Source organism: Streptomyces sp. NPDC043685 (assembly GCF_056436585.1).
Window position 1 is genome coordinate 489,842 of record NZ_JBWKCH010000002.1, and the last position, 25,744, is coordinate 515,585.

Genomic DNA, 25,744 nt, shown 5'->3' on the forward strand with positions numbered 1-25,744 from the left:
GGGGCGCTGAGGCGTCTACGACGGTATGGATCTGGAGAAGCACCCCCGCGAGAGTTCCGGCACGCGGGCCGATCAGTACCCGCGGCGGGCCGAGCCGCCTGTCCCACGGGAGCCCGAGGCGCCCGGGGGATGCCTCGCCGTCGCGATCCGGATCCCCGTGCGGATCATCGTGCTCGTGCTCGTCGTCCCCGTGCGGATGCTGTGGGACGCGCTCGTCGTGACCGGGCGGTTCCTGAACGACGCGCTGCTCCGGCCGCTCGGCCGCGCCCTGCTGTGGCTCGCCCGGGCGGTGTTCGTCTGGCCGTTCGTCGGGCTGTGGCGCTACGTCGTCGTCCCGGTGGGCAAGGCCCTCGGATGGCTCGGCCAGGTCCTCGTCGTCGTGCCGCTGCTGTGGCTCCACCGGTGTGTGCTGACCCCCGTGGGGCACGCGATCGCATGGGCCGCCCGGAGCCTCGGCGCCGCGCTCGGCTGGGTGTACGCGAGCCTGCTCACGCCCCTCGGGCACGCGCTGAGGTGGGTTCTGAAGGGGCTGGGTGGCGGTCTCGCCGCGCTCGGCATCGGCGTCTGGACGGTGGTGGCGTGGCTCGTGAGGTACCTCGCCGTCGTCCCCGCCCTCTGGCTGTACACCTGGGTGCTCACACCCGTCGGCCGCGCGGTCGCCTGGTGCGCCAAGGGGCTCGTGTGGCTGGTGAGCACGGTGGTCACGGCCATCGGCACGGGCCTCTACTGGACCGCCCGCCTCCTGCTGGTCCTGCCCGCGCTCGCCCTCTGGCGCTGGGTCCTGACCCCCGTCGGACGCGTGCTCGCCGTCATCGGCCGGGAGGTGTGGGACGCCCTCGGCCACGCCTGGCGTGTCGCCGGGCACCTCTCGCTCGTGGTCGGGCGCTTCCTCGGCACCCTCCTGCGGTGGATCTTCGTCGAACCGGTCCGCTGGGTGTACCGCACGGTGCTGACGCCCGTCGGCCACGCCGTGCGGGACACCGTGCTGCGCCCCGCCGCCGAAGCCGCGCGCGTCGCGGGGCGGGCCGCCCGGCAGGCCCTGGCCGCCGCGCGCGAGTCCGTGCGGCAGGCCCGTGCCGACGTCCGGCGGATGCTCTTCGGCGAGCCGCGACAGCCCCGGCCGGTCGACCGGAGGGAACCATCGCGGCACGAGGCACGTACTCTTGGTAGCAGTACGACCGCTCTCACGAAGGACTGAACGACACTGGGCAAGCGACAGCCCGAAGGCCCGCCGCCCGCACCCGCGGTGCAGCGCATCCGACTGCGTTACACCAAGCGCGGCCGCCTCCGGTTCACCAGCCACCGTGACTTCCAGCGCGCCTTCGAGCGTGCGTTGCGCCGTGCCGAGGTGCCGATGGCCTACTCGGCAGGCTTCACACCGCACCCGAAGGTGTCGTACGCCAATGCCGCACCCACCGGCACGGGCAGTGAGGCGGAATACCTGGAGATCGCGCTCACCGCGCCGCGCGACCCGGAGCAGCTCAGGGCCCTCCTCGACGAGTCGCTGCCCACCGGGCTCGACATCATCGAGGCGGTCGAGGCCCGCACCTCGGGACTCGCCGACCGGCTGACGGCTTCCGTCTGGGAGCTCCGGCTGGACGGGGTGCCGCAGGAGGAGGCCCGCCGCGCGGCGGACGCCTTCGACGCGGCCGAGACCGTCGAGGTCCAGCGCCTCGCCAAGAACGGCATACGCACGTTCGACGCCCGCTCCGCCGTCGCGAGCCTGGAGGTTCGCGGCCTCGAGGAAACGCACAGTTCGCAGGCTGATAGGCCGACCGACCAGCCCTGTGCGATACTGCGGCTGGTTGTTCGGCACGTGACGCCTGCCGTACGACCCGACGACGTCCTGTCCGGTCTCCGCGCCGTGGCCGACCTGGCGCCGCCGGTCCCCGCAGCGGTGACCAGGCTGGCGCAGGGGCTGTTCGATGAAGAGACCGGCACGGTGACCGACCCGCTCGCGCCCGACCGCGAGGCAGCCGAGGCCGACACAACGGCCGAACCGACTGCCACCGCGACGGCGCCGGCGTAAGGAAGGTCCCGCGAAGGGACGGACGTCGTAGCGCCGCCCTCGGACTCGGGAGCCACCTGGGTCGGGCAGCGCACCGACCAGAAGACTTTCGCCAGGCCGTGCGCATTCGGTGTACGGAACCGGCGAGACAGGACACAGAGAGCTCCCGTGCGGCGCCCGCGCCCCGGACGGCGGCGAACGCGCACAGCGCGCGCCGCGGACGTCACCGGCATCGCCGGACCAGGCGCGGCGCCCGGGAGCCTGACGGGAGACACGCCCGCATGCTCGAACCGACCGAACCCACAGAGTCCTCCACGGGCTCCGAACAGAACACCCCCAGCGACACGCTGCCGCCGCGCCGACGGCGCCGTGCCGCGTCCCGCCCGGCGGGCCCGCCCGCCGGTGCCTCCCCGGACGCGCCGGCGGAGACCGTCGCGCCGGCCATACCGGCCGCCGATGCGGACGAACTCGCGGCTGACACCGCGGCGGCCGACGAGGCCCAGGAAGCCACCGCCCGGACCCCCGAGGCCGTGGAGAGCGACGCGGACGCCGCGCCCGCCGGGCGCCCGCGGCGTCGCGCCGTGCGCCGCGCTTCCGCGCCGGCCGGCGCTCCGGCGGCCGCCGAGGCCGCCGAGACCGTGGTCCCGGCGACCACAGCCGACCCCGCCGCCTCCGAGGCGACCGATACGGCCGCTCCCGCCGAGCCGGCCGAGGCCGCCGTCCCCAAGCGCACCCGGCGCCGCGCCACCCGCACCGTCACCTCGCCCGTCGAGGCTTCGGCCGAGGCTGCCGAGGCGCCCGCCGCACCCGCCGAGGCCCGCGACCCGGAGCCGGCGGCCGTGACCGACGCCGCCACCGAGAGCGCCGAGGCCGCCGAAGAGGCCGCTCCGCGTCGGACTCGCCGACGTGCCTCACGACGGGCGTCCGCGCCCGCCGGGGCGCCTTCCGCCGTGGACGCGGCCGAGGGCAACGCCGAGGAGGCGAAGGCACCCGTGACCGAGAACCCCGCGGCCGAGCCCGCCCGCGCGCCCGAAGCCGCCGCTTCCGAGGCCCCCGCCGTCGAGACCGCGCCCGCCGACGAGGCCGCCGAACCGGCCGAAGAGGCCGGTCCGCGGCGCCGTCGCCGGGTCGTGCGCCGAGCCGCCGGCGGCTTCGCCGAGCCCGCCCAGCCCGCCAAGGGCACGCGGGCCTCCAAGGCCGCCGCCCGGTCCGCGAGCGAGGCCGACGGCGACAGCGAGCCGCCGTCGCGCCCGAGGCGGCCCGCCGTCGCGCTGTTCCAGGCGCCGGTCTTCACCGAGCCCCAGTTCCAGACGCCGGAGCGCGCCGCCGCCGCGGCTGCCGCCGAGGCCGTGGGAACGGTGGAGCCGCAGGAGCCGGAGGAGACCGAGGAGCCCGCGCCGATCGAGGTCCAGCGCGAGGAGCCGGCCGCCGGTTCGCGCCGCCGTCGCCGGCGCCGCGGAGCGAGCGACGAGCCCGAGGCCCCGGCCCCCGAGGCCGCCGATGACACCCCCGCCGACGAGGCCGAGGACGCCGACGAGTCCGCCGAGGACCAGGCCGACGGCGACGACCAGGACGAGTCCGACGGCAGCGGCTCGCGCCGCCGCCGTCGCCGGGGCGGCCGCCGCCGCAGGCGTGGCGAGTCGGCCGAGTCCGACGGCGAGGGCGGCGAGGACACCGAGTCCGAGCCGAGCGACGCGCAGGACACCGAGGACGGCGCCGAGGAGGACGACGAGGACTCCGAGGACGCCACCGACCGCGACGAGTCCGGGGGCGGCTCCAGCAGCAGCCGCCGGCGCCGTCGCCGCCGTCGCCGTGCCGGTGACTCCGGCACCGAGGCCGAGCCCTCCGACGACGACCCCGAGCGCACGGTCGTCAAGGTCCGCGAGCCCCGCCCCAAGGCCGAGCCGTCCGACGAGGTGCAGTCCATCAAGGGCTCGACCCGTCTGGAGGCCAAGAAGCAGCGCCGCCGCGAAGGCCGCGAGCAGGGCCGCCGGCGCGTGCCGATCATCACCGAGGCCGAGTTCCTGGCCCGCCGCGAGGCCGTCGAGCGCGTGATGGTCGTCCGCCAGCACGGCGACCGTACGCAGATCGGCGTCCTGGAGGACGGCGTGCTCGTCGAGCACTACGTCAACAAGGAGCAGTCGACCTCGTACGTCGGCAACGTCTACCTCGGCAAGGTGCAGAACGTACTGCCGTCGATGGAGGCCGCCTTCATCGACATCGGCAAGGGCCGCAACGCCGTGCTGTACGCCGGTGAGGTCAACTTCGAGGCGCTCGGCATGGCCAACGGGCCGCGCCGCATCGAGTCCGCCCTGAAGTCCGGGCAGTCCGTGCTCGTGCAGGTCACGAAGGACCCCATCGGGCACAAGGGCGCCCGTCTGACCAGCCAGGTCTCCCTGCCGGGCCGCTACCTCGTGTACGTGCCCGAGGGCTCCATGACCGGCATCAGCCGCAAGCTGCCCGACACCGAGCGGGCCCGGCTGAAGACGATCCTCAAGAAGATCGTCCCCGAGGACGCGGGCGTCATCGTGCGCACCGCCGCCGAGGGCGCGAGCGAGGACGAGCTGCGCCGGGACGTCGAGCGGTTGCAGCAGCAGTGGGAGGACATCCAGAAGAAGGCCAAGAGCGGCAACGCTCCGACGCTGCTGTACGGCGAGCCGGACATGACCGTCCGGGTCGTGCGCGACATCTTCAACGAGGACTTCTCCAAGGTCGTCGTCAGCGGTGACGAGGCCTGGTCGACGATCCACGGATACGTGTCGCACGTCGCGCCGGACCTGGCCGAGCGGCTGTCGAAGTGGACCTCCGAGGTCGACGTCTTCGCCACCTACCGGATCGACGAGCAGCTCGCCAAGGCCCTCGACCGCAAGGTGTGGCTGCCCAGCGGCGGCTCGCTGGTGATCGACCGGACCGAGGCGATGGTCGTCGTCGACGTCAACACCGGCAAGTTCACCGGCCAGGGCGGCAACCTCGAGGAGACCGTCACCAGGAACAACCTGGAGGCGGCCGAGGAGATCGTGCGCCAGCTGCGGCTGCGCGACCTCGGCGGCATCATCGTCATCGACTTCATCGACATGGTGCTGGAGTCCAACCGGGACCTGGTGCTGCGGCGCCTGCTGGAGTGCCTGGGCCGGGACCGTACCAAGCACCAGGTCGCCGAGGTGACCTCGCTGGGGCTCGTGCAGATGACCCGCAAGCGGGTCGGGCAGGGGCTGCTGGAGTCCTTCTCCGAGACCTGCGTCCACTGCAACGGGCGCGGTGTCATCGTGCACATGGAGCAGCCGACGGCCCCCGGTGGCGGCGGCAAGCGCAAGAAGCGCGCGCGTGCCGGTGCCGCCGAGCAGCCGCACCTCCACGAGGCCGCCGTCGAGACCGCCGAGGAGGAGGCCGAGACCGAGGCCGAGGTCGGAGCCGAGGTCGCCGAGCCGATCGCGCTGCCCGAGCCGTCCTTCGAGCCGGACGAGGAGCTGTACAGCAGCGCCGCCGAGGCGGAGGCAGCGGCCGGCCGCGGGCGCTCCCGTCGCCGGACGAGCCGGCGGGCGTCGGCTCCGGCGGGCTCCCCGCGCGGTGAGGCCGACGAGCCCAAGGCCGAGCAGGGCAGGGACCGGACCCGGCGCGGCAGGGGCAGGGCCGAGCAGGCCGAGGCCGAGGTGCCGACGGCCCAGGACGTGACCGCCGAGCAGGAGGTCGCCCGTCCGGTGCAGCCGGAACCGGCCGCCGAGGCGCAGGCCGAGCCGATGGCCGTGGAGGACCCGGTGGTCGAGGCGGCGCAGGCCGCTCCGAGCGCGCCGGCCGCTCCGGCCGAGGAGGCCGCGCCGAAGGGCCGTACCCGGCGGCGGGCCACCCGCAAGGCGTCCGCTCCTGCCGGTTCCCCGGCGGGTGCCGAGGCGGCGGTGGTGACGGTCGCCGAGACCGCGCCCGCGGTGTCCGAGTCCCCCGTGATGCCCGAGCCGGCCGCACAGGCCGAGCCGGCCGCCGAGGCACCCGCCGAGAGCGCCGCCCCGGCCCGTCCGAGGCGCCGGGCCGTGCGCAAGCCCACGGTGTCCACGGCGTCCGAGGAGACGGCCGTCGTGGTCGTCCCGTCGGCCGCGCCCGGGACGGTCTCCGAGGAGGCCGTGCCGGTGGAGGCCGCGCAGGCGCCCGCGTCCGACGGCGTCGTCACGGAGGAGGCCGCCGAGGAGTCGGCCCCCGCCAAGAAGACGGCCCGCAAGACGGCGAAGAAGGCCACGGCGAAGAAGGCCGCGACCACCAAGAAGACGACGGCGAAGAAGACCGCCGCCAAGAAGACGACGACGGCCAAGAAGGCGGCGAAGACCACCAAGACCACCGCCAAGAAGACCGCGTCGAAGAAGACCGTGGCGGCGGAGCAGTCGGCGTCCTCGACGTCGGCCGTCTCGGCCTCCACCGACGAGGGCTGACCGGCCTCGACGTCCCCGGGGCGTACGCGGACACCGCGTACGCCCCGGGGACGCGACCGGCGTGACCGGTCGCACAGGTGGCGGGCCCGGCTCGGTTTGACCCCTTCGGCCGCGGCCCCGTAACCTTGACCGTCGGCGTGTCGACTGACACGTCACATCCCCGTAAACCTCACCCTCCGGGCGCCGGGCGCCCAGGAGAGGCCGCTCGCTGATTCGGGCGGCTGGCCTGCGGGGGTGCCGTTTCCCGAGCGAGAGAGTGAGTCCGCGTGTACGCCATCGTGCGCAGCGGTGGTCGCCAGCACAAGGTTGCTGTCGGCGACATCGTTGAGGTTGACAAGATTTCCACTGCCAAGGTTGGCGACACGGTCGAGCTCTCGACCCTGCTCGTTGTCGACGGCGACGCCGTGACCAGCGACCCGTGGGTGCTGGCCGGCATCAAGGTCCAGGCCGAGGTCGTGGACCACCACAAGGGCCAGAAGATCGACATTCTGCGCTACAAGAACAAGACCGGTTACCGCCGGCGTCAGGGCCACCGCCAGCAGTACACGGCGATCAAGGTCACTGAGATCCCCGCGGCTGCGAAGTAAGGGACTGAGGAGAGATGGCACACAAGAAGGGCGCATCGTCCACCCGTAACGGTCGTGACTCCAACGCTCAGCGCCTCGGCGTGAAGCGCTTCGGCGGTCAGGTCGTCAACGCGGGTGAGATCCTGGTCCGCCAGCGTGGCACCCACTTCCACCCGGGCGCCGGTGTCGGCCGCGGCGGCGACGACACGCTGTTCGCCCTGGAGGCCGGTTCGGTGCAGTTCGGCACCCACCGTGGCCGTAAGGTCGTGAACATCGTTCCGGTCGCCTGATCGGAAGCTTTCGCGAGGCGGACCTCACTTCCCCCAGGGGAAGCGGGTCCGCCTTTCGCGTGTTACCCAAGAGACATTCCCGTAGTAACTGGAGGCACATCCCATGACCACCTTCGTGGACCGCGTCGAGCTGCATGTCGCCGCGGGTAGCGGAGGCCACGGCTGTGCCTCCGTCCACCGTGAGAAGTTCAAGCCGCTGGGCGGGCCGGACGGCGGCAACGGCGGGCGCGGCGGTGACGTGATCCTCACCGTCGACCAGTCGGTCACCACGCTGCTGGACTACCACCACTCCCCGCACCGCAAGGCCACCAACGGCAAGCCCGGCGAGGGCGGCAACCGCTCCGGCAAGGACGGCCAGGACCTCGTCCTGCCGGTGCCGGACGGCACGGTCGTGCTGGACAAGGCGGGCAACGTCCTCGCCGACCTGGTCGGCCACGGCACCTCCTACGTCGCCGCACAGGGCGGCCGGGGCGGCCTCGGCAACGCGGCGCTGGCCTCCGCGCGCCGCAAGGCGCCCGGGTTCGCGCTGCTCGGTGAGCCGGGAGACCTCCAGGAGGTCGTCCTGGAGCTGAAGACCGTCGCCGACGTGGCGCTCGTGGGGTACCCGAGCGCGGGCAAGTCGTCGCTGATCTCCGTGCTGAGCGCCGCCAAGCCGAAGATCGCCGACTACCCCTTCACCACGCTCGTGCCGAACCTCGGTGTCGTCACTGCCGGATCGACGGTCTACACGATCGCCGACGTGCCCGGGCTCATCCCCGGGGCGAGCCAGGGCAAGGGCCTGGGCCTGGAGTTCCTGCGGCACGTGGAGCGGTGCAGCGTGCTCGTGCACGTCCTGGACACCGCCACGCTGGAATCGGACCGCGACCCGGTCTCCGACCTCGACATCATCGAGGAGGAGCTGCGCCAGTACGGCGGGTTGGACAGGCGGCCGCGGGTCGTCGTCCTGAACAAGATCGACGTGCCGGACGGCAAGGACCTGGCCGAGATGGTGCGGCCCGACCTGGAGGCGCGCGGCTACCGCGTGTTCGAGGTGTCGGCCGTGGCGCACACGGGCCTGAAGGAGCTGTCGTACGCGCTCGCCGAGCTCGTGGCGCAGTCGCGGGCCGCGAAGCCGAAGGAAGAGGCCACCCGGATCGTGATCCGGCCCAAGGCCGTGGACGACACCGGCTTCACCGTGACGCAGGAGGCCGACGGCCTGTTCCGGGTGCGCGGCGAGAAGCCCGAACGCTGGGTGCGGCAGACCGACTTCAACAACGACGAGGCCGTCGGCTACCTCGCGGACCGGCTCAACCGGCTCGGTGTCGAGGAGGCGCTGATGAAGGCCGGGGCCCGGAGCGGCGACGGTGTCGCCATCGGCCCCGAGGAGAACGCGGTCGTCTTCGACTGGGAGCCGTCCGTCATGGCCGGGGCCGAGATGCTCGGCCGGCGTGGCGAGGACCACCGCCTCGAGGAGGCGCGGCCGGCCGCGCAGCGCCGCCGGGACCGGCAGGCCGAACGGGACGATGCGCAGCAGGAGTTCGACGACTTCGAGCCGTTCTGAGCGGTTTGAGTTAACGGAGAGCAAACGCGCAACGGGCTTCGGTGCAACCAAGTCGCCCGCAGGTGAGTCGTAGGGGGCGGGGCGGAACGGATCTTGTTCCTTTCCGCCCCGGAACCGCCCCGCGAATCACCGGAGTTCTCGTGTCCCAGTCCCTGAGCAAGCGCAGGCTCGGCCGAACGGCCGCGGCGGCCGTCGCCGTCGTCGCGGCCGTCGTCACCCCGACGGCCGCGCAGGCCGCCCCCGTCGCCGGGCCCGCGGCGGCGGGACTCCATGACGACTTCAACGCAGACGGTTACGCCGACCTCGCGGTGGCCGCCCCGAGCGCGAGCGTCGGCGGCCGGAAGGGCGCCGGCTACGTCGCCGTCGTCTACGGCTCGAAGAACGGGCTGAACGTGACGACGCGGCAGGTCCTCACCCAGAGCACGGCCGGCGTGCCCGGCGGCCCCGAGGCGGACGACGCGTTCGGCAGCGCGCTCACCACCGCCGACCTCGACCGTGACGGGTTCGCGGACCTGGTCGTCGGCGTGGGCGGCGAGGACACCGCCGACGGCGGCGCCGAGTCGGGTCTGGTCGAGGTGGTGTGGGGTGGCCCGAAGGGGCTGGCCGGCGGCGCCGCCCTGGCCACCGGGAAGGCGTACGACGGGCTCGGCGGGCAGGGACGGCTGGCCGTGGGGGACGTCGGCGGCGACGGCGCCGAGGACCTGGTGACCGTGGAGAACCAGTTCAACCTGCGGGTGCTGAACGGGCCGTTCGCCCGGGACGGTGCCACGGGCCACGGCGAGCAGATCGTCGAGGACGAGTTCGACAGCCGCGTCCTCGACCTCGCCACCGGTGACCTCAACGGCGACGGGATCACCGACGTCGCCGCCACCGAGAACGACGGCGACGAGTACGACGCCCGCAGGGTGGTGTACTGGCCGGGCGGCCGGCAGGGACTCTCCCCGTACACCACCGTGCAGGACGCCGACGGCGACCGGCTCCAGGGCGGTGAGAATCTCGCCGTCGGCGACGTCGACCAGGACGGCTTCGACGACATCGTGGTCGGCCGGGCCGTCGACGGGTACGACAGCGACCTCGACACGCCCGCCGCCAGGGGCGGCCGCGTCACCTGGATACCGGGCGGGGCCGGCGGAGCCGACGGCACCCGGGCCAGGCACCTCAATCAGGACAGCCCCGGCGTGCCCGGCTCCGCGGAGAAGGGCGACGGCTTCGGGACGGACGTCCAGATCGCCGACGTCACCGGTGACGGCCACCCGGACGTGGTGACCGGCCTGCCCGGCGAGGACCTGGGCACGGTGTCCGGTGCGGGCGCGGTCGTGGTGCTGCGCGGCACGGCGGACGGCCTCACCGGCGCGGGCGCCCGGGTCGTCACGCAGAACACGCCCGACGTGCCGGGCGTCGCCGAGACGAACGACGCGTTCGGCAGGGCCGTGCACCTCGCGGACGCGAACGGGGACCGCCTGGCCGATCTGGCCGCCGGTGCGCCGGGGGAGAACGGCGACGCCGGAGTGGTGTGGTCCTTCAGGTCGGGCCCCACGACCGTCGTGAGCCCGGACGCCACCACGGCCTTCGGCAACACCCTGCTCGGCACGACCGCCACAGGCGCACGGCTGGGCACCGGCTTCGCTCACTGATCACCTGTCAGACTCGCCCCGGCAACGGCTTGTTCCGAGGCTGGCGGCGAGTCCCTCTCTGTCTGCTTAGTTGTCATGTACGTGCACCCCGGCGTTCAGCGGGCGGACCGCCCGCGAGCGTGAAGCTTCCCCGTGTCCAAGTGGCCAGCGAGGTAAGGGAGTCAGCGATGACCGGAGCAGCATCCCCCGAACGGCGCCGCTTTCTGACCGCCGGTGCCGCGGTGCTCGGCGCCGCGGCCTCCGCCCAGCTGTGGCTCCCGGCAGCCGCCCGCGCGGCCGAGACGCCGCTCCCGGACGGTGTGTTCAGCCTCGGCGTCTCCTCGGGCGATCCGCTGCCGGACGGCATCGTGCTGTGGACCAGACTCGCCCCCGACCCGCTGAACGGCGGCGGCATGCCCGACCGGGTCGTGCCGGTGGAGTGGCAGCTCGCGGAGGACTCCCGGTTCGGGAAGGTCGTGCGCCGGGGCACCGCCGAGGCCCGGCCCGAGTACGGGCACAGCGTTCACGTGGACGTACGCGGACTGCGCGCGGACCGCACCTACTGGTACCGCTTCCGCACCAGCGGGCAGCTCTCGCCCGTCGGCCGCACCCGTACCGCGCCCCACCCGCACCGCTCCGGCGGCTCCCTGCGTCTGGCCCTCGCCTCCTGCCAGAACTGGCAGCACGGCTACTTCACGCCATACGCGGACATGCTCGACCAGGACCCGGACGTCGTGGTGTTCGTCGGCGACTACATCTACGAGTCCACCCCCTCCGCGACGGCCCTGCGACGGCACGAGGGCACCGGCGAACCGGTCAGCCTCGTCCAGTACCGCAACAGGTACGCCCAGTACCGCACCGACCCGCACCTCGCGGCGATGCACGCGAACACGCCCTTCGTGGTGTCCTTCGACGACCACGAGGTGGACAACGACTTCGCCGGCGAGATCCCGCAGGACCCGGACAAGCAGCCGCACGACGCCTTCGTGGCCCGCCTGACCGCCGCGTACCAGGCGTTCTACGAGCACATGCCGGTCCGTGCCACCGCCGTCCCGAACGGCCCGCACATCAGGATGTACCGCCGCCTGGAGTTCGGCCGCCTGGCCCGGCTCAACGTCCTGGACACCCGGCAGTACCGCAGCGACCAGGCCACCAGCCAGGCCGGCGCCGAGGATCCGTCGCTGACGATGCTCGGCGCACGGCAGAAGCGGTGGCTGCTGAACGGGCTCCAGGACTCGCCCGCCCGCTGGAACCTCATCGCCTCCCAGATCATGATGGCCGAGACGGACCTCAAGGTCGGCGAGGGCAAGCTCTGGTTCTACGACGCCTGGGACGGCTACCAGGCCGAACGCAACGCGTTCCTGGAGAAGTTCCGGGAGGTCCGCAACCCCGTGGTGCTCTCCGGGGACCGGCACCTGACGATGATCAGCGACCTCAAGGAGGACTACGCCGATCCGGACTCCGAGGTCGTCGGCGCCGAGTTCGTCGGCACCTCCATCTCCAGCAACGGCGACCAGGACCAGGAGGCCTTCCGCAAGGAGTGGGACCCGCGGCGCCCGGACAACCCGCACTGGAAGCTGCTCGACGCGCACCGCGGCTACCACCTCTTCGACGTCCGCCGCGACGGCATCGACGCGCAGGTCAGGGTGGTCGACACCGTGCGGCGGCCGACGGCGGCCCCGAGCACCCTGGCCCGGCTGAGAGTCGAGGCCGGCCGGCCGGGCGTCGAGGTCGTCTGACCCCGGCCCGCGAGGCACCCTTGAGCCCGGGACGCGGCCAGGTCCCGGGCTCTTCGCCGTCCCGGGACGGGTGAGCGTGTGAGAAGTCCGACCCGATCTCGCGGCGTATCGCTCCCGCCGAGACCGAAATGCTGCGCAATCTTGACCGGGAATTCCGCGGCAATGCGCGGCGGGGCGCGCCGTATTCACGGCTCGGCCCCTGGAGAACGCCGCGGTCCCGCGCCCCGCGAACGTGAAGATGCGCACATCACGGGCCTCGGACCCGGCGAGGCGGGGCAGGGCGTGGTGCGCCGCACACCGTCAAAGCGCGTACCGTGCACGGGACATCGTCCGAGGAACCCATGAGGGTCCGTGGTCACCGCTGCCCGAGCGTCTCCGCTGCCGCTGAGCTTCTGTGCAGTTACTCACAGCGCATTTCCCGGGGCACGCACAGCCGTCTCACCAATCCCCAGGAGGGGGAGGTGAATGACAGGTTGCGCGCACATATGCGGCGGAGGTCGCTCACCTTGCATTGCGGTAACCACAAGTGGGACCATTTCGAAGTTCCCTGTCGCCCCAAGGTAGGTCACCTGTGTCCCAGCACATAGCCAAGCCCCGTACCACCGCAGTGATCCTGGCCGGTGGCACCGGCCAGCGCGTGGGTCTGTCGATCCCCAAGCAGCTGCTGAAGATCGCCGGCAAGGCAGTCATCGAGCACACGCTGACCACCTTCGAGAACACCGACTCGATCGACGACATCATCGTGCTGATGGCGCCGGGTTACGTGCCCGACATCGAGAAGATCGTCGCGAAGGCCGGCTTCAAGAAGGTCTCGAAGGTCATCGAGGGCGGCTCCACGAGGAACGAGACCACCGAGCGCGCCATCGCCGCGCTGAGCGAGGGGCTGGCCGAGGGCGAGGACGCCAACGTCCTCTTCCACGACGCCGTGCGCCCGCTGCTGTCGCAGCGCGTCATCGACGACTGCGTCACCGCGCTGGAGCGCTACGAGGCCGTCGACGTGGCCATCCCGTCCGCCGACACCATCATCGTCACGCGCACGCACGGCCAGGACGGCGAGTTCATCACCGAGATCCCGGACCGCTCCCGGCTGCGCCGCGGCCAGACGCCGCAGGCCTTCAAGCTGTCCACGATCAAGCGGGCCTACGAGGTCGCCGCCGGCGACCCCAACTTCCAGGCCACCGACGACTGCTCCGTCGTGCTCAAGTACCTGCCCGACGTGCCGATCCATGTCGTCGCGGGTGACGAGTACAACATGAAGGTCACCCAGCCCGTCGACGTCTTCATCGCCGACAAGCTCTTCCAGCTCGCCTCCACGGCCGCGCCCGAGCAGGTCTCCGAGGAGGCCTACCGCGAGCTGCTCACCGGCAAGACCATGGTCGTCTTCGGCGGCAGCTACGGCATCGGCAAGGACATCGCCGAGCTCGCCGAGTCCTACGGCGCCAAGGTCTACGCGCTGGGCCGCTCCACCACCGGCACCCACGTGGAGAACCCGGAGGAGGTCGACGACGCCCTGTCCAAGGCGTATGCCGAGACCGGCCGGATCGACTACGTCGTCAACACCGCCGGCGTGCTGCGCATAGGCAAGCTCGCCGAGACCGACAACGCCACCATCGAGGAGGCGCTGAAGGTCAACTACCTGGCCCCGGTGCAGATCGCCCGGTCCTCGTACAAGTACCTGTCCGAGACCAAGGGCCAGCTGCTGCTCTACACCTCCAGCAGCTACACCCGCGGCCGCGCCGAGTACAGCCTCTACTCCTCCACCAAGGCCGCCATGGTGAACCTCACCCAGGCCCTGTCCGACGAGTGGGCCGGTGACGGCGTCCGCGTCAACTGCATCAACCCCGAGCGCACCGCGACGCCCATGCGCACCAAGGCCTTCGGCCAGGAGCCCGCGGGTTCCCTGCTGTCCTCCGAGGCCGTGGCCCGTACGTCGCTCGACGTGCTGCTCTCCGAGCTGACCGGCCACGTCATCGACGTCCGCCAGCAGGACCCGACGGCCGGCGCGGCCCGGGCCTCCGGCTTCGAGCAGGCCCTGGCCACGGTGCTGGACCGGCAGGACGGCGTGTAATAATTGGCGCCAAATAGACTCAGGTAATTCAGGCCTCTGCGCCCTCCTGTTCACGGCTTTTGTCGGTGACAGGAGTGTTCGCAGGGGCCTGAATCCATACCGTCTCGCGAATATTCACAGACCAGCCGCATTCTCGAACCAAGACCGGCACACCCCTCCCAAGAGCAGGTTTCTCCGTGATATCCACCGCTATTCGCGTCGCCCGGGTGGGCAGCGCGGCCGAGCTGGCCGCGGCGGTCCTCATGGTGGCGGGCTTCCCCGCCCTCATGCTGGCCGCGCTCGTCCCGAGCGTTCCCGCCTTCGCGGCAGCGGCCGCCGTGACGTACCTGGCGGACCACTATCTGCACCGCAAGGGCAGCTACCTGATCAACCGCCTCGGCAAGGTGCGGGCCGGCCTGTCGATCCGCTTCCTGATCCGCCAGCTGCTCCTCATCCTGCTGCTGGCCCGGCTGTCCCTCGCGGACAACCTGATCTACTACGGGGCGATCGCCTGCTTCATCGCCTTCTACGGTCTTCAGGCCCCGCACGGCGCGCTGGTCCAGCTGATCCGCAACCGGCGCCGCATGCCGGTCGCCACCCGCAACGTCGACCTGGCCTCCCGCATCCGCATCCCGGACGCCCCGCCGCGCAGGCTGCTGCACCGCTCCGCCGAGAAGATGCTCCACCTCGACCTCGCGGCGGTCGTCGGCATCGTGGTGGCCGCTCAGGTGAAGATGTCCCTGATCGGCTTCATCGGCATCGGCCTCACGGTGGCCCTCGCCACCCTGTACGTCCTGACGCTCGTGCCGTTCGTGCGCGGCCGGAGGATCCCGCCGAACGCCGAGAAGGTCCTGGCCGCCGTCGACGACTGGCTGGGCGAGTACAAGCCGGAGACGGTCCTGTACTTCTCCGGTTCGAAGGACTCCGCCTACCAGGTCAACATGTGGCTCGACACCATGGAGAAGCTGGAGTCCAAGCCGCTGATCATCCTGCGCGAGCGGGCGATCCTGAACAATCTCGCGCCCACCACGGTCCCGGTCATCTGCGTGCCCGGAGGGGTGCACCTGATGAACATGGACCTGTCCACGGTGCGGGTCGCGCTCTACGCGGCCAACGTCGGCAAGAACATCCACATGCTGCGCGTGCCCACCATCAAGCACGTCTTCATCGGCCACGGCGACAGCGACAAGCTCGCCAGCGTCAACCCGTACAGCAAGGTCTACGACGAGGTGTGGACGGCCGGCCGCGCGGGCCGCGACCGCTACGCCATCGCCGACGTCGGTGTCCGCGACGACGACATCGTCGAGGTGGGCCGCCCGCAGCTCGCCCCGATCCAGACCTGGCAGGGCGTGCCCGAGGACCGCATCCCGACCGTGCTGTACGCCCCCACCTGGGAGGGCTGGGACGGCAACCCGGGCAACACCTCGATCGTGCTGGCCGGCGAGAACATCGTGGAGAAGCTGGTCGCGGCCGACCCGCCGGTGCGTGTCCTGTACAAGCCGCACCCCTTCACCGGCACGGTCAGCAAGGAGGCCGGCGCCGCGCACCGGCGCATCACCGCGCTGGTGCAGAAGGCCGCCGCGGAGCGCGCCATCAACACCCGGTTCATCGCCGACACCGCCGTCCAGGCCCAGGCCAAGGCCGAGCTGGAGCGGATCGAGGCCCGTCTCGCGCAGCTGTCCCGCTCCGGCGGCGACCGCGGTGACGAGGCCGAGGCCACCCGCGACGGGCTGATCGACACCGCGAAGCACCAGGAGGTCGCCCGGCTGCGCGCCGAGTGGAACGACGCCTACTGGCGTTCCTTCCCCTCCTGGGAGCACCGCGTCATCACCGGCGCCGAGCCGCGGCTGTACGACTGCTTCAACGTCTCCGACGCGATGGTCTCCGACATCTCCAGCGTGGTGTCCGACTTCATCGCGAGCGGCAAGCCCTACGCGGTCACGGACTCCGCCGGGGTGGGCGTCGAGGAGTTCAAGCGGAACAACACGGCGGTGCGCGCCGCGGTGATCCTGTCCAACAGCGCCTCCGAACTGGGCGAGCTGCTGGGCGCGGTCCGTGACCCGGCGGCCGACCCGCTGGCCGAGGACCGCAAGGAGCTCAAGCAGTACCTGCTGGGCCCGGACGAGCCGACCTCCCTGGAGCAGTTCAACACCGCCGTCGCGAACCTCGCGCTCAAGGCCGAGACGCGCAACGTCGGCCAGGCGTCCCGGATGGCCGCCGCCGGAGCCGACACCGAGCTGGCGAACGCCGTTCCGGGGCAGCGGGTGTCCACCGCCGGTGACACGGACGGTGTCGGGACGGCCTGACCCGCTCCCGCCGCGCAAAAGGGTCCGGCCCCGGGGATTTCTCCTCGGGGCCGGATCCTTTCGTTTCTCTGTTTCCTGTTCGTTCACTTTGTGAGCTGAACCACTAACACGTGTGTCTGAGGCAACCGCTTGCCTCGATCACTCGTCTACCAAGTAGCGAATGAGGCGATACGGGGGGAATATCCCAGTGACTAGGGGGAAAAGTGACCGTTGCGCAGCCTGATGTGAGTGTGATCATCGGGGCGTACGAAGCGATGCCGTATCTGATCGAGTGCCTGGCGTCCGTCGAGGCGCAGACCATCGATCCGAGGCGCGTCGAGGTCATCGCGGTGGACGACGGGTCGACGGACGGAACCGGGGATTACCTGGAGGAGTTCGCCGAGCGCGCTCCCATGCGGGTCCTGGTGATCCGGCAGGAGAACTCCGGCGGTCCCAGCGGCCCGCGCAACGTCGGCCTGGGCAAGGCGAGCGGGCGCTACGTCTTCTTCCTGGACGCCGACGACCGGCTGGGACCCGAGGCCCTGGAACGCATGGTCGCCATGGCCGACCGCGCCGGCACGGACGTGGTGCTCGGCAAGGTCGAGGGCGTCAACCGCTCGGCGCCGAAGTCCATGTGGGGTGCGACGGTGGAGCGGACGGACGTCTTCTCCTCCAACATCAAGTTCACGCTCAGCGCGCAGAAGCTGTTCCGCCGCGCGCTGCTGGAACGGCACGGCATGCGGTTCGACGAGTCGCTGTTCACCGGCGAGGACGCGCTGTTCACCATGGAGGCGTACCTGCGGGCGGACGGCGTGTCCGTGGTCGCCGACCACACCTGCTACTACCTCGTCGGCCGGGACGACGGCAAGCACGTGACCAAGAGCGGCGGTTACACGCTGCGCTTCGACTCCGCGCGGGCCCTGATGAAGCTCATCGCCGAGCTCGTCCCCGCGGGCGGCCGGCGTGACCAGCTGATGGTCCGGCCCTTCCTCATCACGCTGCTGCCGCAGTTCGGGCCCAAGTACCTGACGGACAGCGAGGAGATCCGCCGGCACAAGTTCGAGCTGGCCAAGCCGCTGATGGACGCCTACTGGACCGAGGGGGTGGCCCAGCGCCTCAAGGTCCACGAGCGGCTGCGGCTGCACCTGGTCGCCGAGCAGCGGCCCGAACTGCTCCTGGACGTCGTGAAGTTCGTCAAGGCCAAGAAGCAGGCGGCGGCCCTCCTGGAGAGGAAGGGCCGCCGTGTCTACCTGGCCTACCCGCACTTCCGCGACCGCGCCGCCGGTGTCCCCGACCGGGTCTACCTCGCCGAGCCCCGGGAGGCCCGGGCCTTCCCGGGCTACCGCGAGGGCGGCGTCGACACGTTCATGCGCCGTGCGGTGCGCAAGGCGCGGCGGGTGCTGACGGCCCGCGAGGTGCGGCACGCGGCGTGAGCGCGCGTACCGCCGCTCGGCGGGGTGCGGACGGGATCGTTCAGCGGGGTGCAGACGGGGCCGTTCAGCGGGGTGCGGTCGGGAGCGCGGTCCCGGTGCGCTGACCGGGCACCGCGGCCAGCCGCTCCGTCACCCGTGCCCGGTGCTCCCGGGCCTCCGCGCTCAGCGCCCGGACGGCCTCGTTGAAGCGCTCCTGAGACGTCGGCTCCGCCGGGCCCAGCAGACGCAGCTTCAGCTCGGCGCGCGCCTCGGCCAGTTCGTCGTGCTCCGGGTGCCGGACCGCCTCCAGCAGGTCCGGCACACCGGCGGCGTCCGGCGTCAGCACCGTCGCCGCGACCACCGTCGGGAACGCCGTACGGAAGGCGTCCTCGGGCAGCCCGCTGGTGTTGGCCACGGCGTACGGCTTCTCGCTGGCCAGGAAGTCGCTGATCACGCTCGACACATCACTGATCAGCAGGTCGGCCACGTTGAAGCAGGAGTACAGCGTGGGCCGGGCCTCCGTGATGATCTGGTGTTCGCCCTCCGGCAGCGAGGCCCAGTAGGCCTCCTGCCACGCGGCCGTCGCCCGCGCCACCGCCTGGGCCCGGCCCGGCTCCGGCGCCGACTGCACCAGCATCCGCTCCACGGTGTCGGCCCCGGCCCGGAACACCGACGTGGTGAGCCGGTTCAGTTCGGCGGTGCGGCGGGTGAGCTCCGCCCCGTCCGACGCACGCGCCCCGGCCCGCTCCCGGTTGGCCGCCCGGATCAGCTCCCGGATCCGCAGATCGGCCGCGCCCGCGCGGGGATCGACCGACCCCGTCAGCGGGTGCGGCTTGTACAGCAGCCGTACACCCGGGTCGGCGAGCAGCGCCCGCACCAGGTTCTCGCCGGCCGCGATCACCGAGGTGTTGCCGGGGTTGCCGTCCCAGCCCTCCCAGGTCGGCGCGTACAGCACCGTGGTCCACGGCCCGGCCGGCGGACCCGCGTAGGGCAGCACCCCGTCCAGCTGGGGGCGGCCCGTCTCCACCACGTCCTTGTCCTCGACCCCGACCTCGGCCAGCGCGTACCGCTCGCGCGCGGCGGGCCCGGCCACCCACACCTCGTCGTACGCCTTCGCGTACGGGTTGCACGAGGACAGCTTGTCGCTCTCGCCGTGGTTGACGAAGGTGTGCTTGATCGTGGGGATGCGCAGCACCTGGGAGGTCTTGCCGGAGTTCGACGGATGGATGAGGACCTGGAGCGTGGAGTGCTCCAGCCGCATCAGCGTCGACACCTTCGGCAGGCACACGATCGGGATGTCCGTCGCGGCGATCTTCTGCACCATGAACCGCTCGCGCAGGATGATGACCGGCCTGCCCTCCAGCCCGGCGAGCGGCTCCAGCCACATGTTCGCCTGGTAAGCCGAGGAGGCGCCGCCGGAGAAGTACAGGCCGACGGTCGGCCGGTAGTCGGCCAGCCACCCGTCGAACCACTCCAGCACCTCCTCCTCGCCGACCGGACGCCGGCCGGGCAGCAGCCGCAGGAGCAGCACCCCGAGGCCGCACAGCCCGAGGGCGAGGGAGAGCGCGATGCCCGCCGCCGCGTACACCGGCCGGTCGCCCGGCGCGCTGGCCAGCAGTCCGGCCGTCGCGGGCAGACCGAACACCAGCAGCCGGTGACCGGGGCGGCGCAGCAGCACGGCGGGGGCCGGCGACAGCCGCAGGGCCGAGGCGTCGATGTTGCGGGTCACCACCGGCAGGGTGCGGGTGCGGCGCACCAGCACGGAGACCGCCTGGATCGCGCAGTGCAGCGCGTAGAAGACGAGCAGCCCGGCCACCAGCGGGGCGTACGCCGTCTCCCGGTCCTGCTCGCCGAGCCGCAGCAGGCCCACCACCAGCAGCAGGTCCCGCAGGACGTGCCGCACGGTGATGTCGGCGTGGGACTTGGCGAACAGCGACAGCACCCCACGCTGCCAGCGGTACAGGACGCCCTCGGTGGCGAGGGACACGACGGTCGCGGCGAGCAGCAGCGGAACTTGAGGCAGCAGGGCCGCGACCGCCTGTGCGGCGAACGCGGCGGCCAGAACGACGGTGACCAGCCCCTTGCTGAGGGCCTGTGGGCGAGGGAGAGGTACGGGCACTGCGGTCACTCCAGGAGCGTCGGGTCGGCGCAGGTCGGCCGTCCGGGTTAACGCGCGGCGACCTCCTGACGACACGCGCGTGTCGTCGGGGCGTGGGGGTGACGGGCCGTCCGGCGTGTCGTCGGACGGTAGCGGAAGATCCCGTTCCTGTCGTGGGGTGAGCCCGGAAGGGGCGGAAGGTCGGTTTCCGGCCATTGGTGGGGAGGGGCCGAGCGGGCGGATGACCGGCTCCCCGTCATGGGCGCGAGGGGCGGTGATCGGCTGCTGCCCTTGGAGTGGAGAGGGACGGAAGGTCGGCTCCCGCCGTGGGAGCGAGAGGGACGGAACGTCGGCTTTCGGCCAGGGCGGGACCGGGCCGAGGGACGGATGACCGGCTCCCCGGTGTCGGGCACAGGGGAGCCGGTGGCTCGGCTTCGGTGTGGGCCCCAGGGGGACGGTCGAGCGGCTCCCCGGGGTGGGCCTCGAGGAGAAGGTCGATCTGCCGCCTGCCCTGGCCGCGAAGGGGGGACAGTCGCTCAGCTTCCTGCCGAGGCCCGCGAGGGGGCGGCGACCGGCTCGCTCCGGGGCCGTGCGGACCGGCGGAGGACGGCCGCGTTCTTGTGACGTGGGCGGCACCGTCCGTAACGTGGACCGGCGCCGCACCACGCCCGGCCGTCCCGTAGATTTCCTGGTGAGGGAGCGAATCGACGCGAGGGGACGGACGGCGACGTGGCAGGGGCAAGGCAGGCCGTGGGCGAGGCCCGCAGGATCGTCGTCAAGGTCGGGTCCTCTTCGCTGACCACCGCCTCGGGCGGCCTGGACGCGGACCGCGTGGACGCGCTGGTCGACGTGCTCGCCAAGGTGCGCAGCGGAGGTGAGCGCGAGATCGTCCTGGTCTCCTCGGGCGCCATCGCCGCCGGCCTCGCCCCGCTGGGCCTGCGCCGCCGCCCCAGGGACCTCGCCCGGCAGCAGGCCGCCGCCAGCGTCGGCCAGGGCCTGCTGGTGGCCCGCTACACCGCCTCCTTCGCCCGCTACGGCGTCCGCGTCGGCCAGGTGCTGCTCACCTCCGACGACATGAGCCGCCGCTCGCACCACCGCAACGCCTCGCGCACCCTCGACAAGCTGCTCGCCATGGGTGCCGTCCCGATCGTCAACGAGAACGACACCGTCGCCACGGACGAGATCCGCTTCGGCGACAACGACCGCCTCGCCGCCCTCGTCGCCCACCTCGTCCACGCCGACCTGCTGGTCCTGCTGTCCGATGTGGACGGCGTCTACGACGGGGACCCCGCGAAGCCCGGCACCTCCCGCATCGACGAGGTACGCGACCCCGCCGACCTCGCGCACGTCGAGATCGGCAGCGCGGGCAAGGCGGGCGTGGGCACCGGCGGCATGGTCACCAAGGTCGAGGCCGCCCGGATCGCGGCCGCCGCCGGCGTGCCCGTCGTCCTCACCAGCGCCGTCCACGCCGCCGACGCTCTGACCGGCCAGGACACCGGCACCTTCTTCCACCCCACCGGCAAGCGCTCCGCCGACCGGCTGCTGTGGCTCCAGCACGCGTCCACCCCGCAGGGCGCGCTCACCCTGGACGAGGGCGCCGTGCAGGCCGTCGTGGACCGCCGCAAGTCGCTGCTGCCCGCCGGGATCGCCGCCGTCGAGGGCGAGTTCAGCGCCGGCGACCCGGTCGAGCTGCGGGACCGCGCGGGACACGCGGTGGCCCGCGGGCTGGTCAACTTCGACGCCAAGGAGATCCCCCGGCTCATCGGCCGCTCGACCCGGGAACTGGCCCGCGAACTCGGACCCGCGTACGAACGCGAGGTCGTACACAGGGACGACCTGGTGGTCCTGCACCCGTAATGTGTCGAAACGTCCGCCCCCGGTGGTGGACGTTCCGCAAAACCGCCACGCGACGCCGTGCGGCCTGCTCAACTTTGTCCCAGGGAACTGTTCCGCAGCAGCGCCGAGCGCGAAGGAGGCCGTCGTGAGACGAGTGCGCCCGGGGACCCAGGCGTCCCGCGGTGGTGCCGGCTCCCGTGCGGCCGGTGAGGAGCGGGCCCTGACGAGCGTGGCCGCCGGGGACCGCTTCCAGGGCGAGGAACCGGGCGACACCCCGCGCCTGTGGCACGTCACCCTCAGCGTCTCCGGCAAGGAGGCCCCGCTGACGGAGGTCCGGCGCGCCCTGGAGCAGCTCGCCCATGACCACCCCTTCTTCCTGACCAGCCGGTACGCGGTCGACCACGCGGAGATCCGCTACTGGGAGGAGGCCCGCGACCTGCACGACGCGGCCGCCGTCGCCCTGCGCCTGTGGGGCGAGCACCGGCAGACCGCGGGGCTGCCGCCCTGGGGGATCGTCGGTCTCGAGGTCATCGACCGCGTGACGTACCACCAGCGCATCGCCGAGGGATACGGACCGCCCCCGGCCTCGCCGGTCGGAGTTCACCCGTTTTGATCTGGTCCGGGGCGCGTCTCGGGGTGTGAAACGCGCGATGAACGGATCCGCCCGGCGCACTACCCTTCCCTCATGACCACGCTTTCGCCGTACGACTCCATGTCCCCGGTCACCGAGGCCGCCTACCGCGCCAAGGCCGCCGCCGCGACCCTCGCGCCGCTGCCCCGGGCCGAGAAGGACGACGCGCTGCTCGCCGTCGCGGACGCGCTGGAGGTCCGTGCGAGCGAGATCGTCGAGGCCAACGCCAGGGACGTCGCCAAGGCCCGCGAGGCCGGCATCAGCGAGGGCATGATCGACCGGCTCACGCTCACCCCCGAGCGGATCCGCGCCATCGCCTCCGACGTGCGCGACGTCGCCGCCCTGCCCGACCCGGTCGGCGAGGTCGTGCGCGGCAACACGCTGCCCAACGGCATCGACCTGCGCCAGGTCCGCGTGCCGCTGGGCGTCGTCGGGATCATCTACGAGGGCCGTCCGAACGTCACCGTCGACGCCGCCGCCCTCTGCCTGAAGTCCGGCAACGCGGTCCTGCTGCGGGGCTCCTCCTCGGCGTACCAGTCGAACACCGCCCTCGTGCGGGTCCTGCGCGACGCCGTGGGCGGGGCCGGGCTGCCCGCCGACGCCGTCCAGCTCGTCCCCGGCGAGAGCCGGGACAGCGTGCGCGAGCTGATGCGCGCCCGCGGCCTGGTCGACGTGCTCATCCCGCGCGGCGGCGCCTCCCTGATCAACACGGTCGTCCAGGAGTCCGTCGTCCCGGTCATCGAGACCGGCACCGGCAACTGCCACGTCTACGTCGACGCCCAGGCCGACCTCGACATGGCCGTCGACATCCTGATCAACTCCAAGGCCCAGCGGGTCGGCGTCTGCAACGCCGCCGAGACCCTTCTGGTGCACCAGGACATCGCCGCCGCGTTCCTGCCCCGCGCCCTGGACGCCCTCGCCGAGGCCGGGGTCACCGTGCACGCCGACGAGCGCGTGCAGGCCTACGCCAAGGACTCCAAGGCCACCGTCGTCGAGGCCACGGCCGAGGACTGGGAGACCGAGTACCTCTCGTACGACATCGCCGCGGCCGTCGTGGACTCGCTGGACAAGGCCGTCGAGCACATCCGGCTGTGGACCTCCGGGCACACCGAGGCCATCGTGACGACCTCGCAGCAGGCCGCCCGCCGCTTCACCCAGCTGGTCGACTCCACCACCGTCGCCGTGAACGCCTCCACGCGCTTCACCGACGGCGGCCAGTTCGGCTTCGGCGCGGAGATCGGCATCTCCACGCAGAAACTGCACGCCCGCGGCCCCATGGGCCTGCCCGAGCTGACCAGCACGAAGTACATCGTCACAGGCGACGGGCACGTGCGGCGCTGACCGCTGCGCGCTGCTGCGGTGGGCCGTATGGCCGTACGGGCCGCCCGGGGGGTGCGCAAGCGCGCGGACGGAGTGCGCCGGGCGGGCGTGCGCCGTCCGCACCCCTGTGGACGCCGTCTCAACCGGCGGATGAATTTCCGTACCGTCTGCCCAAAATGACCCCCCAGGTCTACTCTGGATCCGTGCCGGAGGACGTGGGGGGCACGCCGTTTCCGGACGGCCGGGAGCCCGACGACGACCACGACCGCGGGGTGTCGGACGAAGAGTTCGCCTCCGTGGTCTTCGACGAGGCCTTCGTACGCGCGGCCGTGGTCCACGAGCCGAGCGCGGTGGAGCGCCTCCTGGCCGCGGCACAGGCGAGAGCCGAGGCCTCCGAGGCGGAGGCCCGCCGCACCCACACCAGGGGCGAGCGCTACGACGACGTGTACGGCAGGGGCCGACGCGGCGATTTCGGCCATGATCCCGATCTCGACGATCTGGACGACCCCGATGTCCTGGAGGACCACTACGGCAGCACGGGGTCCTACTCCAAACAGGTGCGCTGGCACCGCCCCGTGGCCTGGCTGCTCGCCCTCGTGATGGGCATCGGCATGGTCGCCCTGGCCTTCACGGCGGTCTACCGGAGCGCCTCCTCCGACCGGGAGGAGCCCGCGCCGCCGCCTGCCTCCACCGGGCTGGAACAGGGCGCCGGAGCAGCCCCCTCGGCGTCCGCCGACTACTCCCGGCCGGCCGTCTCGGTGATCCCTCCCCGACCCTGACCGGAACCAGCCCGTCTTGGTGAGAACCTGTCAGAACTTGTGGCGCAGGGGGGCGTTTACCCGCGCTCGCGGCGACCTACCCTGAAGATATGGGCGGGCCTGGAAACCCACCTGAGGGGACTCCCGAGGGCGCCCCCGGCGGTGGCGAGGACGAGTACCGATCCGTCGTCTTCGACGAGTCGTTCGTCCGTGCTGCCCGCCTCCAGGAGTTCTCCGCCCAGGAGCGCATCGCCGACCACGCGCCGGCCGTGCGACGCCGACCGCCCCTGCGACGGGGCCTGTCCCGGCAGGCGCTGGTCCTGGTCCTGCTGATCGCCGTCGCCTTCGGCACCGCGATCTACATGGGCGTCCGGCAGCCCTACCAGAGCCCCGCCGCCCGGGAGCCCGTCGAGCCCCTGCGGATGACCGTCATCCCGCTCGTCCCCGAGGGCGAGGTGCCCGGCACGGCCGACGCGGCGTTCCTGTACGAGCACAGCCCCGCCGCACAGTTCAGGACCGGCGCGGAAGGGGTGCCGCTGCCCGCCTCCCGGCGCACCGCGCACTTCTCGGACAGCCAGGTCGTGAGCGCCCTGACCACCGCCAAGGACTACGTCGTGCGGTCCGCCCTGGACCCGGAGGTGCTCACCGGCGGTGAGGTCCGTGCCGTCCGGGTGCTGCTCGACCCCGAACAGCTCGACCAGTTCGACCAGAGCTTCGCCCGGCCCACCCCCGACGGACGCCACGCTCCCACCGGCTGGCTCGTCCGCTTCGACCCCTCGCGCGCCGAGCTCGCCGACCGCAGGGTCAGGGTCCAGGGCACCTTGCAGGCCGCCGAGGCCGACGCGTCCACGCTGGAGGTCACCGCCGACCACACGTCCGTGTACGCGCTGCGGGCGGCCGGGGGCGGCGACAAGGACAAGGTCTCCCTGTTCACCCTGCGGCGTGAGCTGCACTTCCGCTTCGACCGCGACGACCTGCGCATGCACCAGGCCCAGCTCGTCGTCTCCTATGTCCAGGCCGGCCCGCTGTCCTGCGCCGAGGACTCCACGAACCACCTGAGGCCCCTCCTGGCCGGCCAGACGGCCAAGGAGGGCGGCCCGGCGGGCACGGACCCCTACGCCACGGGCGGCGCGACGGCCCTGTGCGGCTCCCTGGCGAGGAGCGCGCAGCCCAAGGTGTGAGG

At 72.3% G+C, this 25,744-nt stretch carries 17 protein-coding genes; 16 read left to right on the top strand and 1 reads right to left on the bottom strand.

Going from position 1 to position 25,744, the window contains the following annotated elements:
* Window positions 1-25: 25 nt before the first annotated feature.
* From AC0665_RS06975 to AC0665_RS07025, 11 genes are all read left to right on the top strand, one after another.
* A complete protein-coding gene (locus AC0665_RS06975) occupies window positions 26-1,198 on the top strand; it encodes a hypothetical protein (RefSeq protein WP_478602303.1) in 1,173 nt (390 codons plus the stop codon).
* A gap of 48 nt (window positions 1,199-1,246) precedes the next feature.
* Window positions 1,247-2,029: a TIGR03936 family radical SAM-associated protein gene (locus tag AC0665_RS06980; RefSeq protein WP_468633699.1), complete on the top strand. Its 783-nt coding sequence runs from the start codon at window positions 1,247-1,249 to the stop codon at window positions 2,027-2,029.
* Window positions 2,030-2,289: 260 nt separating this feature from the next.
* Window positions 2,290-6,426, top strand: a complete 4,137-nt coding sequence (locus tag AC0665_RS06985; protein WP_478704577.1) for an Rne/Rng family ribonuclease — start codon at window positions 2,290-2,292, stop codon at window positions 6,424-6,426.
* A 266-nt stretch (window positions 6,427-6,692) separates the two neighbouring features.
* Window positions 6,693-7,013, top strand: coding sequence for a 50S ribosomal protein L21 (rplU, locus tag AC0665_RS06990; RefSeq protein ID WP_004931419.1), 321 nt, complete (start codon window positions 6,693-6,695; stop codon window positions 7,011-7,013).
* 14 nt (window positions 7,014-7,027) lie between these two features.
* On the top strand, window positions 7,028-7,282 hold the full coding sequence (gene rpmA / locus AC0665_RS06995) for a 50S ribosomal protein L27 (protein ID WP_003990207.1): 255 nt from the start codon (window positions 7,028-7,030) through the stop codon (window positions 7,280-7,282).
* 103 nt (window positions 7,283-7,385) lie between these two features.
* Entirely contained in the window at window positions 7,386-8,822 is a 1,437-nt protein-coding gene (obgE, locus tag AC0665_RS07000) for a GTPase ObgE (RefSeq protein WP_468633703.1), read from the top strand.
* Between the two features lie 140 nt (window positions 8,823-8,962).
* The gene (locus tag AC0665_RS07005; RefSeq protein WP_478704578.1) at window positions 8,963-10,456 is read left to right on the top strand and encodes a VCBS repeat-containing protein; all 1,494 of its coding nucleotides are present in this window, start codon (window positions 8,963-8,965) and stop codon (window positions 10,454-10,456) included.
* A gap of 167 nt (window positions 10,457-10,623) precedes the next feature.
* Window positions 10,624-12,174: an alkaline phosphatase D family protein gene (locus AC0665_RS07010; RefSeq protein ID WP_478704579.1), complete on the top strand. Its 1,551-nt coding sequence runs from the start codon at window positions 10,624-10,626 to the stop codon at window positions 12,172-12,174.
* Window positions 12,175-12,745: 571 nt separating this feature from the next.
* Window positions 12,746-14,242, top strand: coding sequence for a D-ribitol-5-phosphate cytidylyltransferase (locus AC0665_RS07015; RefSeq protein ID WP_468409010.1), 1,497 nt, complete (start codon window positions 12,746-12,748; stop codon window positions 14,240-14,242).
* A 206-nt stretch (window positions 14,243-14,448) separates the two neighbouring features.
* Window positions 14,449-16,527, top strand: a complete 2,079-nt coding sequence (locus AC0665_RS07020) for a hypothetical protein (protein ID WP_478508176.1) — start codon at window positions 14,449-14,451, stop codon at window positions 16,525-16,527.
* 203 nt (window positions 16,528-16,730) lie between these two features.
* Window positions 16,731-17,939 carry a glycosyltransferase family 2 protein gene (locus AC0665_RS07025; protein WP_478602312.1) on the top strand — a complete coding sequence of 403 codons (1,209 nt, stop codon included), beginning with the start codon at window positions 16,731-16,733 and terminating at the stop codon, window positions 17,937-17,939.
* Window positions 17,940-18,003: 64 nt separating this feature from the next.
* Here the strand turns inward: AC0665_RS07025 and AC0665_RS07030 are convergent, their stop codons facing one another.
* Window positions 18,004-20,037, bottom strand: coding sequence for a hypothetical protein (locus AC0665_RS07030; protein ID WP_478602314.1), 2,034 nt, complete (start codon window positions 20,035-20,037; stop codon window positions 18,004-18,006).
* Between the two features lie 729 nt (window positions 20,038-20,766).
* Here AC0665_RS07030 and proB point away from each other — a divergent pair.
* The 5 genes from proB to AC0665_RS07055 all read left to right on the top strand — a co-directional run bounded on the left by proB (window position 20,767) and on the right by AC0665_RS07055 (window position 25,742).
* Window positions 20,767-21,873, top strand: coding sequence for a glutamate 5-kinase (gene proB, locus AC0665_RS07035; protein ID WP_478704712.1), 1,107 nt, complete (start codon window positions 20,767-20,769; stop codon window positions 21,871-21,873).
* Between the two features lie 133 nt (window positions 21,874-22,006).
* Window positions 22,007-22,465, top strand: coding sequence for a hypothetical protein (locus tag AC0665_RS07040; RefSeq protein WP_478704713.1), 459 nt, complete (start codon window positions 22,007-22,009; stop codon window positions 22,463-22,465).
* A gap of 72 nt (window positions 22,466-22,537) precedes the next feature.
* A complete protein-coding gene (locus AC0665_RS07045) occupies window positions 22,538-23,824 on the top strand; it encodes a glutamate-5-semialdehyde dehydrogenase (RefSeq protein ID WP_478602316.1) in 1,287 nt (428 codons plus the stop codon).
* Window positions 23,825-24,006: 182 nt separating this feature from the next.
* Entirely contained in the window at window positions 24,007-24,582 is a 576-nt protein-coding gene (locus AC0665_RS07050; protein WP_468409005.1) for an SCO2584 family spore wall biosynthesis protein, read from the top strand.
* Window positions 24,583-24,671: 89 nt separating this feature from the next.
* Complete coding sequence (locus AC0665_RS07055; RefSeq protein ID WP_468409004.1) at window positions 24,672-25,742, top strand: SCO2583 family membrane protein; 1,071 nt, start codon at window positions 24,672-24,674, stop codon at window positions 25,740-25,742.
* Window positions 25,743-25,744: the final 2 nt, after the last annotated feature.

Excerpts from the sequence above, each read along its gene's own strand:
- AC0665_RS06975 (WP_478602303.1), top strand. The coding sequence starts at position 26 with ATGGATCTGGAGAAGCACCCCCGCGAGAGTTCCGGCACGCGGGCCGAT.
- AC0665_RS06985 (WP_478704577.1), top strand. The coding sequence starts at position 2,290 with ATGCTCGAACCGACCGAACCCACAGAGTCCTCCACGGGCTCCGAACAG.
- rpmA (WP_003990207.1), top strand. The coding sequence starts at position 7,028 with ATGGCACACAAGAAGGGCGCATCGTCCACCCGTAACGGTCGTGACTCC.
- obgE (WP_468633703.1), top strand. The coding sequence starts at position 7,386 with ATGACCACCTTCGTGGACCGCGTCGAGCTGCATGTCGCCGCGGGTAGC.
- AC0665_RS07010 (WP_478704579.1), top strand. The coding sequence starts at position 10,624 with ATGACCGGAGCAGCATCCCCCGAACGGCGCCGCTTTCTGACCGCCGGT.
- AC0665_RS07045 (WP_478602316.1), top strand. The coding sequence starts at position 22,538 with ATGACCACGCTTTCGCCGTACGACTCCATGTCCCCGGTCACCGAGGCC.
- AC0665_RS07055 (WP_468409004.1), top strand. The coding sequence starts at position 24,672 with ATGGGCGGGCCTGGAAACCCACCTGAGGGGACTCCCGAGGGCGCCCCC.